Origin of the sequence: Kitasatospora sp. NPDC058965 (assembly GCF_042741245.1) — a bacterium.
Classification (GTDB): Bacteria; Actinomycetota; Actinomycetes; order Streptomycetales; family Streptomycetaceae; genus Kitasatospora.
The window spans coordinates 1-10,020 of record NZ_JBHYKG010000305.1 but is presented as its reverse complement, the minus strand read 5'-3'; the positions used below and the strand labels follow the sequence as shown (position 1 = coordinate 10,020).

11 protein-coding genes are annotated in these 10,020 nt (G+C 72.7%); 7 read left to right on the top strand and 4 right to left on the bottom strand.

The window, feature by feature from the left end; genetic code table 11:
• Positions 1 to 357 precede the first annotated feature (357 nt).
• Complete coding sequence (locus tag ACFW1A_RS33385; RefSeq protein WP_380415682.1) at positions 358 to 1,650, bottom strand: MFS transporter; 1,293 nt, start codon at positions 1,648 to 1,650, stop codon at positions 358 to 360.
• An 80-nt stretch (positions 1,651 to 1,730) separates the two neighbouring features.
• Here ACFW1A_RS33385 and ACFW1A_RS33380 point away from each other — a divergent pair, with 80 nt between their 5' ends.
• Positions 1,731 to 2,741 (top strand): DUF5937 family protein, encoded by a 1,011-nt coding sequence (locus tag ACFW1A_RS33380; RefSeq protein WP_380415680.1) that lies wholly within the window; start codon positions 1,731 to 1,733, stop codon positions 2,739 to 2,741.
• Positions 2,742 to 2,979: 238 nt separating this feature from the next.
• Complete coding sequence (locus ACFW1A_RS33375) at positions 2,980 to 3,990, top strand: hypothetical protein (protein WP_380415678.1); 1,011 nt, start codon at positions 2,980 to 2,982, stop codon at positions 3,988 to 3,990.
• An 8-nt stretch (positions 3,991 to 3,998) separates the two neighbouring features.
• Here the strand turns inward: ACFW1A_RS33375 and ACFW1A_RS33370 are convergent, their stop codons facing one another.
• Complete coding sequence (locus ACFW1A_RS33370; RefSeq protein ID WP_380415676.1) at positions 3,999 to 4,388, bottom strand: VOC family protein; 390 nt, start codon at positions 4,386 to 4,388, stop codon at positions 3,999 to 4,001.
• 117 nt (positions 4,389 to 4,505) lie between these two features.
• Here ACFW1A_RS33370 and ACFW1A_RS33365 point away from each other — a divergent pair, with 117 nt between their 5' ends.
• Positions 4,506 to 5,402 carry a LysR family transcriptional regulator gene (locus tag ACFW1A_RS33365; RefSeq protein ID WP_380415673.1) on the top strand — a complete coding sequence of 299 codons (897 nt, stop codon included), beginning with the start codon at positions 4,506 to 4,508 and terminating at the stop codon, positions 5,400 to 5,402.
• 111 nt (positions 5,403 to 5,513) lie between these two features.
• The gene (locus ACFW1A_RS33360) at positions 5,514 to 6,032 is read left to right on the top strand and encodes a hypothetical protein (RefSeq protein WP_380415671.1); all 519 of its coding nucleotides are present in this window, start codon (positions 5,514 to 5,516) and stop codon (positions 6,030 to 6,032) included.
• Between the two features lie 7 nt (positions 6,033 to 6,039).
• On the opposite strand, the gene ACFW1A_RS33355 is transcribed toward ACFW1A_RS33360, so the two are convergent.
• Both ACFW1A_RS33355 and ACFW1A_RS33350 read right to left on the bottom strand, forming a co-directional pair.
• Positions 6,040 to 6,615, bottom strand: a complete 576-nt coding sequence (locus ACFW1A_RS33355; protein WP_380415669.1) for a MarR family winged helix-turn-helix transcriptional regulator — start codon at positions 6,613 to 6,615, stop codon at positions 6,040 to 6,042.
• Positions 6,616 to 6,666: 51 nt separating this feature from the next.
• Positions 6,667 to 7,143, bottom strand: coding sequence for an NUDIX domain-containing protein (locus ACFW1A_RS33350; RefSeq protein WP_380415667.1), 477 nt, complete (start codon positions 7,141 to 7,143; stop codon positions 6,667 to 6,669).
• A gap of 217 nt (positions 7,144 to 7,360) precedes the next feature.
• Here ACFW1A_RS33350 and ACFW1A_RS33345 point away from each other — a divergent pair, with 217 nt between their 5' ends.
• From ACFW1A_RS33345 to ACFW1A_RS33335, 3 genes are all read left to right on the top strand, one after another.
• Positions 7,361 to 8,623, top strand: coding sequence for a sensor histidine kinase (locus ACFW1A_RS33345; RefSeq protein WP_380415665.1), 1,263 nt, complete (start codon positions 7,361 to 7,363; stop codon positions 8,621 to 8,623).
• Positions 8,620 to 9,264 carry a response regulator gene (locus tag ACFW1A_RS33340; protein ID WP_380415661.1) on the top strand — a complete coding sequence of 215 codons (645 nt, stop codon included), beginning with the start codon at positions 8,620 to 8,622 and terminating at the stop codon, positions 9,262 to 9,264. Before ACFW1A_RS33345 ends, ACFW1A_RS33340 begins: the two co-directional genes overlap by 4 nt.
• A gap of 247 nt (positions 9,265 to 9,511) precedes the next feature.
• A complete protein-coding gene (locus ACFW1A_RS33335) occupies positions 9,512 to 9,982 on the top strand; it encodes a MarR family winged helix-turn-helix transcriptional regulator (protein ID WP_380415658.1) in 471 nt (156 codons plus the stop codon).
• Positions 9,983 to 10,020 lie beyond the last annotated feature (38 nt).

Below are 10,020 nucleotides of genomic sequence, written 5' to 3'. Positions count from 1 at the left end.
TTTTTTTTTTAAAAACACCCCCCCCCCCCCTCCTACCACCCCCCGCCCCCCCCCCCCACCACCCCCCCCGGGGGGCCGCCGCGACGGCACTCCCATGCCTAAAACATCCTCAACTGCCCGGAAGGACAGCCAAAATGACCGACATAGACCCGCGCACGGTCCCCGCCCTGTGCACGGCGACGGCTCCACGGCCGTGAACACCGAGTTCGACGCCGAGGCCCTGGCCGGCATGGCCGAGAAGTCGGCCGAGTTCGCGGCCCAGGGCAACCGGGTCTACCTCCCGCTGGCCGACTGACGCACGCGACCGCAGCGCCGTCCCGATCACCCTCGGGGCGGTGCTGCGTCGTGGTCACGCACTCACCGCAGGGCGCCGGATCCGGGGAGTTCGCGCCGGGTGCGCAGCGGTGAGAAGAAGACCGGCACCCAGACCGTGGCGAGTCCGGCCGCAGCGACCCACAGGGCGGTGCGCACCGAGGCGAACTCGCCCAACAGGCCGGCCAGGGCCGCGCCGATCGCGAGTGAGCCGGTCAGCAGGACCCGCATGGTGGCGTTCATCCGGCCGAGCAAGTGGTCCGGTGTCACGCTCTGGCGGAAGCTGACCTTGATCACGTTGTCGATGCCGACCTTGCTCGTGGTGATCAGCCAGGCCACCGCAGCGAACCAGAGCGCCGGTCCGTGATCCGCCAGCGCGAGCAGGGCGCCGAACGGCGCGACGGCCAGGCCCATCAGCCACAGCACCCGACCGGCGCCGAAGCGTCGGGCCAGCGGACGGGCCGAGACCGAACCGATGAGCACGCCGAGGCCACCGACCGCGAAGAACACCCCGATGACGCCGTCAGAGAGGCCGAGTTCACGAGCGAACAGCACCGGCAGCACGGTCTGGCACAGCTGGATGGACAGGTTCGTCACTGCTCCGGCGAGCGCGACGGCACGCAGGGTCGGATGACCGAACACGAACCGCAGTCCCTCACGGATCTCGCTGCCGAGGCGGGCGTCGCGCCGGGGCTGTGGCTGCGGCTCCGCCCGGCGGATGCGCAGCAGCAGGAGCGCCGAAAACAGGTAGCTGGCCGCGTCGACCACGATCGCCGTCGGCGCGCAGAACAGTGCCACCAGGAACCCGCCGCCACTGCGCCCGCCGATCTGGGTGAGGGCGTCGACGGTCACCAGGTGGGCGTTGGCCTGGGTGAGTTGGCCGCGCCCGACCAGTTCGTGCAGCTGACTCAACGTGGCCACGTCGAAGAAGACCGTGGCCGCGCCCGCCAACAGGACCACCAGGTAGAGCTGTTGGATCGTCAGGCAGCCGAGCAGCCAGGCAGCCGGAACGGACCCGAACAGCGCGGCCCTGACCAGGTCGGCGGCGATCATCACCGGCCGCTTGCGCATCCGGTCCACCCAGGCTCCGGCCGGCAGACCGATCAGCAGGAAGGCGAGGGAACTCAGCATCGCCAGCAGGCCGACCTGTTCGGGCGAGCTGTGCAGGGCCAGGACGGCCGTCAGCGGGATCGCCAGGGAGCTCACCGCGGTACCGGCCTTGCTCACCGCGGCGGCGCCGACGAGCAGGCGAAAGCCCGGGTTGCGCAGGACCGAAGGGTGCGGATCGGACGTGCGAGCGGCCGTGTCCGGCCCGCGGGCGAGATCAGTGCTGGTCATGGGGTGAGGTTCCCGCCGTTCCGACCGGCGGGCGAGGAATTTAGGCTGTCCTGAATCCTGACCCGCAGGCCGTAGGCCGTATGCCGCAGAGAGGCTGCACCGTGCTGGACCTGGCGTTCTCCGTCCGCGACTTGGCCCGCACCAGGTTCGCCCTGTCACCGCTGTGGGAACTGGTGGCCAGCGTCAGGGTGTTGAAGCACCCGGCCGAGCATCCGCTGCACCACCCGTGGAGCGCGCAGGCCCGTCGTCGGCTGGCCGCCTCGGGGCTGGACTGGCACCTGCTCGCCGATCTGGTCCCCCAACCGCCCCACTCGATCCCGGTCTTCATCGCACCACCACCGACAACCTCGGTCGCCGATCTGGGACTTGAGCTGACCGTGCTGCGCGCCACGCCACCCGAGCAGGTCCGGTCCGGCCTCGGTGGTGCACGCGCGCCGCGTTCGGAGCGGATCGATCGGCTGCGCAGCGATCCGCGTCGCGGCCTTGCCGAACTCGTCGAACTCATGTCGGCCTACTGGGAGATCACCCTCGCGCCGTACTGGCCCCGGATGCGGTCGCTCCTGGAGGGCGATGTACTGCACCGGGCCCGGCTGTTCGCCGAACACGGAGCGGACCAGCTGCTGGGCGACCTGGGGTCCGCCGTCACCTGGGACGACGACACCCTGTCCGTCGGCCACCACTACGCCCGTGGCAGTCGGCACCTCGGCGGGCGCGGCCTCCTGCTCGTGCCGTCGGTATTCGTCTGGCCCCGGGTCTTCTCCGTCATCACCCCGAACTGGCAACCCACCCTGCGCTATCCGCCGCGCGGCGTGGCCACGCTCTGGGAACGGCAGTCCGCCCTCCCCCAGGCCCTGGCAGCAGTCATCGGACGGTCCCGGGCCCGCCTGCTGGCCGAACTCGACACGCCCGCCTCGACCACCGAACTGGCCCGCCGCACCGGGATCACCGCCGGCGGAGTCTCCCAACACCTGACCGCCCTGCGCTCCGCGGGCCTGGTCGACGCGCACCGCAGCGGCCGGTACGTGCTGTACGGCCGTACCGAGGCGGCGGAGGTCCTGCTGACTGCTGCTGGTCGGCCCGGTGACGGATGACCCGAATCGGCCGACCGGTCCGAAGCCGAGATCGCCGGGGCCCCGAAGAGCAGGTAGCCGACCGCGCCCACGGTGTCCGCCGTTCCGGACAGGGCCGCCCACCGGGCCGCGCGCGGCAGGCCGTCGTGCCGGCGGCGGCGGCGCCGGCGGACCGGCCCGTCCGAGGGCGGGCGGGCACGTTGGGCGCGCACCGGGCGTTGCCGTGCTGGTTCGTGTGTCCGCGGAGGGGGAGAGCGCGATGGCGGAGGTCGAGTGGCTGCCGGTGCCGGGGTCGGTGGATTCGCTGTGGTGGGACGGGGAGGACCTGGTCGACCTGGTCCGCGGCGGCCGCCGGTGGTGCCCGGACGGGACGGTGCGGGAGACGTCGGTCCGCTGGGGCCACCCGTTCGACCGGGCCGTGGTCTCGTCCTCCGGGCGGTACGCGGTGGTCCTCGTCGAGCGCGGGACCAAGGGCATCGTGGTCGACCTCGCCGGGCCGACGGTCGTCCGCGAGATCGACCGCAGCTACTACCACTGCGCGGACTACGACTACCCGGTGGCGCTCGGCACGCTGCCGGACGGCCGCGAGGTCCTGGTCCACTGCCCGGAGCACTACAACGAGTTGCAGGTCGAGGACCTGGTGACGGGACAGCGGCTGACCGAGGGGGTGCGCCGCCCGGAGGACTCCTTCCACTCCCGGCTGGCGGTGAGCCCCGACGGCCGGCACCTGCTGGTGGCCGGCTGGGTCTGGCACCCGCTCGGGACGCTGCAGGTCCACGACCTCACGGCCGCGCTCGCGGACCCCGGCGCGCTGGACGCCGACACCGTGTTCCACCCGTTCGCCGGCGTCGACGCCGAGGTGGGCGCGGCCTGCTGGCTGGACGGGGACCGGCTGGCGGTGGCCACCACCGCGGAGTCGCTGGACTGGGTGGAGCCCCCGGGCGGCCTGGGCGCCGCACAGCTCGGGGTGTGGTCGATGTCCGAGCGCCGCTGGCTGCACCGCAGCGGGCTGGACCACCCGGTCGGCACCCTGCTCGCCCGCGGCACCCAGGTGGTCTCGCTGCACGGCCACCCCCGCCTGCTCGACGCCAGGACCGGCACCGTGCTGGCCCAGTGGCCCGAGCTGCGGGTCCCGTCGAAGACCGGCAGCTACGGCGTCACGCACGTCCCGACCCCGGTCGCCGCGCTCAGTCCGGACGGCACCCGGCTGGCCGTCGCGCAGCCGGACGCCGTCGCCGTGATCCGGCTGCCGGACCGGGAACGCCCCTGACCGCGGCGTCAGTGGTCGGCCGCGTCCGCCGGGTACCAGCGCAGCTCGACCGTGTTGCCGTCGGGGTCCTGGACGTAGAGCGACATGGCGGTGCCGCGGGCACCGAAGCGCGGCACCGGGCCCTCCAGCACGGTGAAGGTGCCCGAGTCGACGACCTCCTGCCAGTCCAGCGGGTCCACCGTGAGGCAGAGGTGGTCGACGTTGGACTCCAGCCGGGGCTTGGCGACCAGGTCGATGATGGTCTCGGCAGTGATCCGGACCGAGGGGAACGGGGCGGTGCCGGCCCGCCACTCGGCCACCCGGACCGGCTCCAGGCCCAGCGGGCCGGTGTAGAACGCCAACGCCCGCTCGACGTCGGCGACGTTGAGGACCAGGTGGTCGAAAGCCTTCACGCGCATGGGATCGGTTCCTCTCGGGGGCGGGCCTTTCGCTCTCCACCCTCCCGCGCCCGGCGGCCGCCATCAATGCGGGATGCCCGTACGATCGTTGAGCAGGATTCAACGATCGGGGGGACCGTGCTGGAACGGCTGGAGATCGAGGTCTTCCTCGCGCTCACCGAGGAGCTGCACTTCGGCCGCACCGCCGAGCGCCTGCACCTGACCACCGGGCGGGTCAGCCAGCTGGTCCGCAAGATCGAGCGGCAGATCGGCGGCCCGCTCTTCGAACGCACCAGCCGCTCGGTCCGGCCGACGGCGGTCGGGCGGCAGTTGGCCGAGGACCTGGTGCCCGTGGTGGCGGCGATGGAGCGGGCGCTGTGCCGGGCGGTGGACGCCAACCAGGGGGTGACGGGCGAACTGCGGGTGGCGTTCCTGGGCGAGGCGACGGCCCAGGTGCTGCTGCGCGCGGTGGAGCTCTTCGGCGAGCGGTACCCGGACTGCCGGGTCGACGTCCGCGAGGTGCAGCTGTCCAACTCGCGGGCGAGCCTGCTGGACGGCTCGGTGGACGTGCTGATCGCCTCCTACCCGTTCGACGGCATGGCCCGCGGGCCGGTGCTGCTGACCGAGCGGCGGGTGCTGGCGGTGGCCGCCGGACACCCGCTGGCCGCCGCGGAGTCGGTGTCGCTCGAAGTGCTCGGCGACCACCCGGTGGTGCAGTACCCCGCCGTCACCTCCACGGCGTTCAAGCGGGACCGGACGCCCGACCGCACGCCGGCCGGCCGCCCCGTCCCGAAGGGTCCGGCCGGCCGGACCTTCGCCGAGATGCTCAGCCTGGTCGCCCTGCGCAAGGGGGTGCTCCCGGTCGGCGAGCACTCCCGGCGGTACTACCCGCGCCCGGACCTCGCCTACGTGCCGATCCACGACGCGCCGCCGATCGAGCGCGGTCCGGTGTGGCTGGAGGGCAACACCACCGCGCGGGTGCGCGCCTTCGTGCGGGCGGCGGCCGAGGCCGCGGGGGCCGAAGCGGCGCGCTGAACCTCCCGGCCGGCCGGGGCCGCGAAAGGTGGAGACAGGAAAAGGCCGGATCCAGTACTGTGCGCGATCGATCCTGCTTGTTTTTAACTAACCTTTACGGGGGTGTTCTGCGTGAACCTGGACTTCAGCGCGCAGCCGCTGTTCTCGATCTACGTGGTGATGCTGCTGGTCAGCGGTATCGCGATGTTCGTCCTGGCGCTGGTCAACTTCACCAGGACCACGGTCGGATGGCGGATCGTCAACGCCGTCGCCGGTCTGGCGTTCGGCGGGTACGCGGTCTACCTGGGCTGGTTCTTCACCGGCGGTGAGTACCGGATCTTCTTCTACGCGTTCATCCTGCCGGTGCTGCTGATCACCCGCGCCGTCGGCGCCGGCAAGAAGAACGCCGCGCAGCAGCAGCCGCAGTTCCAGAACCCGGCCGCGCCGTACCAGGCCAACGCGCCGTACAACCCCAACGCGCCCTACAACCCGAACGCCCCGTACAACCCCAACCCGGCCGCCCCGGCCGCCGCCCCGACCGCCGCGCAGCAGGCGCCGAACCCGTACCAGCAGGCCGCCCCGCAGCAGCAGCCGGTGCCGCCGCAGCAGAACCCGTACGCCCAGGCGCCCGCGGACCAGCCGCAGGGCTGAGCGGGGGTCAGGAGTCCTGCTGCTCCAGGTGGCGCTCGATCAGCTGCTGGTTCTCCACCAGCCGCAGCGACAGGTGGCGCAGCAGGGTCAGCTCCGCGGGCGTGAAGCCCTGGAAGACGGCCGCCATCGCCCGCTGGGTGGGCTGGCGGAAGCTGTCCAGCCGGTTCCGCCCGGCCGGCGTGATCCGGGTGAGCACGGCCCGCCGGTCGTGCGGGTCGGCGACCCGCTCGACCAAGCCGTCCCGCTCCAGGGTGTCCACCAGCCCGGTGACGTTGCGCGGGCTGACGCCGCACACCCGGGCCAGGTCGCCGATGCCGATCGGCTCGCCGGCGGTGGCGCTCAGCCGGATCAGGATGTCCAGCGCGCCGGAGCTCAGCCCGCGCCCGGCGGCACCGCGGCTGCGCAGCCGCTCGATCGAGTGGTGGGCCGCCCGCACCGCGCTGGCGGCCTCCAGGTCGAGGGTGTCCGCACCGAGCGTGAACTCGGCCATCACGGACCGGACACTGGGGTCGTAGAGGCAGTCGTCGGCGTCGTGGGCCAGGCTGCCGCTCGACCTGAGCGGTGACTTGTGTACCTGCTTCATAATGAAGCGCCACTCTAGTCGGCTCATATGACGATCAGTCAAGTGCCCAGGTCAGAGGGTAACCGTGTACGCCGCCGGCCCGGTGCAGGCCAGCGCCAGCGCGAGCCGCTCGGCGTTGTAGGCGTCCAGCTCCGGCAGCTCGTCCGGACCGAACCAGCCCACCTCCAGCGACTCCTCGTCGTTCACCCGGGCCTCGCCGCCCACCACCCGGCAGCGGAAGGTGAGTTCGAGGTACTGCACCTGGTCCCCGTTGGGGTAGGCGAAGGCCGGCGAGACGGTCGCCGAGGTGAGCAGCTCCGGCTTCACCCGCACCCCGGCCTCCTCGTAGCACTCCCGCACCACGGTGTCGGCCGGCTGCTCCCCCGGGTCGACGATCCCACCGATCAGCGCCCAGGCGCCGGTGTCGGCCCGGCGGCCGAGCAGCACCCGGCCCCGGTCGTCCACGATCACCGCGCAGGCGGTGGAGAGCCACAGCGGGCGGGTGCCGACCAGCGCCCGCAGCTCGGCGATGAAGGGAGGAATGGCCATGGGCCCGACCCTAACCGCGCCGCCCGGTTCCCGGGAGTCCGGACCGTGACCTGACACAGTGCGCGCCTCGGGGTCCGACCGTGCGCCCCGACCCCACGGATCGCTGGCGGGCGCACCTGCACCCAACTTAGCTGGAGGCACCTCAGGTGGTGGACCCGCCCGCACGGGCCGCACACCGCACAGACGGGGAGGGGTTGCCGAGGTGGAGCACGACGACATGGGGTCAGTACTGCCGTTCCGTCCGGTCGACCGGGGCAATCGCGCCGAGCCGCACCCGCGGCCCGAGCCGGTGGCGCTGCTCGCCCGGGTGGACGGCCGGCAGGCCGCCGCCCAGCGGCTGCTCGGCCAGGAGCCCGAGGTGCTGGCCAGGTACCAGGAGGGGCTGCGCGCGATCAACAGCCCCCTGGTGTCCGACCCGCAGGCCTGGGAGCAGTGCGTGGTGCAGGCCCGCCGGATCCTGATGGACTGCGCGGTCAGCCTGGCCGAGGGCCGGGCCACGGTGACCGGCACCGAGATCGCCGAGGTGGTCAACCTGGGCGGCGACCGGATCCGCCAGGGGCTGCACCTGACCCACTCGATCCGGGCCGGAATGCTGCTGCTGGACATCGTGCTGGAGGCGCTGGCCGACGCGGTGGCCGTCGAGCACCCCGAGCCGCGGCCGACCGGTCCCAGCGTGGTGCGGGTCTGCCCCAGTTGCAGCGCCCCCGACCGCTGGGCCGAGGAGCTGGCCGCCGCCGAGGGCCGCTGCCGCGGCTGCGACGGCCACTACACGGCCGCGGTCCGCTCGCTCCAGGAAGGGGTGAGCCGGCGGCTGGCGATCGGTTCGGTGGGCTACGACACCTTCCTGCTCAACCGCGTGCAGGAGCTGAACGACCTGGGACGGCGCAGACTCGCCCGGGACATCCACGACCAGTTGGGCAACTCGCTCAGCCTGGCGCTGCGCCAGCTGGAGCTGCACGACGCGCAGGCCGCCAACGCCCCCAGCCCGCACGTGAAGGCGGCCCTGGCAGCGGTGTTGGAGGCGCTGGACACCACCCGCCAGTTGGTCACCGAGCTGCGCCGCAGCCAGGTCTCCGGCTCGCTGGAGCTGGCCCTGAAGAGCTTCGCCGCCTCGATGTCGCAGGCCGGCGGCACGGTGCGGGTCTGGGTCAAGGGCTCGGACGACTGGGTGCCGGAGCAGGTCACCGAGGAGCTCTTCGTCATCGTCCGCGAGTGCCTGCGCAACGCGATGAACCACGCGAAGGCGGGCAACATCGTGGTGCACGTGGACATCGCCCCGCACGAGGTGCAGGTCGAGGTGCTGGACGACGGGTGCGGCTTCGACCTCGCCACGGTGCGGGAGCGGGGCACCGCCAACGGGCTGGACGGGATGCGGGAGCGGGTGCAGCTGCTGAACGGCGCGCTGGACATCCGGTCCGCCCCGGGCCGGGGCACCCAGGTGCTGGTCTGGGTGCCGATCGACGGGCAGGCGGGCGCGTGACCGCGCCGGTCCGGGCCGCGGCCGCCGCCCGGTACGTCGAGCCGGTGCGGATCCTGGTCGCCGACGACCACACCCTGCTGCGCGAGGCGCTCTGCGAACTGCTGCTCACCGAACCGGGCTTCCAGGTGGTGGCGCAGGCCGGCAGCGGCGCGGAGGCGATCCGGCTGGCCGCCCGGTACCGGCCGGACGTGGTGCTGCTGGACGTCGAGATGCCGCAGAACGACCCGCCGGTGACGGTGCGGCGGATCCTGTCCGGCGACCCGCGCACCCGGATCATCGTGCTCACCATGGACGACAGCCCGCAGCTGGTGGAGACGCTGCGCGAGGCCGGGGTGCAGGCCTACCTGCACAAGAGCGTCGGCCGGGACCGGCTGGTGGCCGCCGTGCGGCAGTCGCCGGGCGGGCCGGGCCCGGTCGCCGAGCCGACCCGGGAGCCGGCCGAGGGCCCGCTCTCCGCCCGCGAGCTGGAGGTGCTGCACTGGGCCGCACGGGCCCTGTCGAACCGTCAGATCGGCACCCGGCTGGGCATCACCGAAGGCACCGTCAAGCGCCACCTGCGCAACATCTTCGGCAAGTTGGACGCGGTCTCGCGGATCGACGCGGTGAACATCGCCGTGGAGCGCGGCCTGATCGAACGCTGACCCGCCGCCGGACCGCCCTCGGGCCGGTCGGACCGCCGCCACCCCGGCCGGTCCGACCGGCCCGTCGCCGTTCCCGGGCCCGACCGGCCCGCGGCCGGGGCCGTCGGCCCGCTCCGGCCCCGCTGCGGGAAGCTTCCCGCTCAGGGCCTTGTTGTACAGGTGTCAAGAGAGGTCAGTCGGCCTCCCGTCCAGCTTCATCGACTAGAAGGCTTCATAGATGCCTAAGGCTCCTGATATACAAGGAGGTATGGGAAAGCCTATCGACCGCCGACTGGGGCACCACCTCAAGCGGGCCGAGCAGGAGCTCGGCGCTGCCAAGCATTCGCTGCTGCGCAAGTTCAAGCTGAACACTCCGCAGTACACGGTGCTGCTGGTGCTGCAGGAGGAGCCGGGGCTCTCCGGTGCCGTCCTGGCCAGGCGCTGCCTGGTCACCCCGCAGACCATGTCCTCGGTGCTCGGCACCCTGGAGAACCGCGGCCTGGTCGAGCGCAAGCCGCATCCGATCCACAGTCACATCCTGGAGGCCCGGCTCACCCGGACCGGCCGGGCGCTGCTCGGCAAGGCGCACGTCGACGCGACCACGGTGGACGAGGCGTTGCACGCCGAGTTCACCGAGGAGGAGCGCGAACAGCTCGTCCACCTGCTGCACCGCTGCGCCACGGCGCTGGCGGACTGCCGCGTCCCCAAGGAGGACGGCAAGGCCGAGCCGGCCGAGTGAGCACCCGCGAAGGGGGCGGGCACCGCACTGTGCGGTGC

Coding starts and splice junctions, on each gene's coding strand:
- ACFW1A_RS33355 (WP_380415669.1), bottom strand. CDS start 6,615: ATGAAGCAGGTACACAAGTCACCGCTCAGGTCGAGCGGCAGCCTGGCC.
- ACFW1A_RS33370 (WP_380415676.1), bottom strand. CDS start 4,388: ATGCGCGTGAAGGCTTTCGACCACCTGGTCCTCAACGTCGCCGACGTC.
- ACFW1A_RS33375 (WP_380415678.1), top strand. CDS start 2,980: ATGGCGGAGGTCGAGTGGCTGCCGGTGCCGGGGTCGGTGGATTCGCTG.
- ACFW1A_RS33380 (WP_380415680.1), top strand. CDS start 1,731: ATGCCGCAGAGAGGCTGCACCGTGCTGGACCTGGCGTTCTCCGTCCGC.
- ACFW1A_RS33385 (WP_380415682.1), bottom strand. CDS start 1,650: ATGACCAGCACTGATCTCGCCCGCGGGCCGGACACGGCCGCTCGCACG.
- ACFW1A_RS33350 (WP_380415667.1), bottom strand. CDS start 7,143: ATGGCCATTCCTCCCTTCATCGCCGAGCTGCGGGCGCTGGTCGGCACC.
- ACFW1A_RS33335 (WP_380415658.1), top strand. CDS start 9,512: ATGGGAAAGCCTATCGACCGCCGACTGGGGCACCACCTCAAGCGGGCC.
- ACFW1A_RS33345 (WP_380415665.1), top strand. CDS start 7,361: ATGGGGTCAGTACTGCCGTTCCGTCCGGTCGACCGGGGCAATCGCGCC.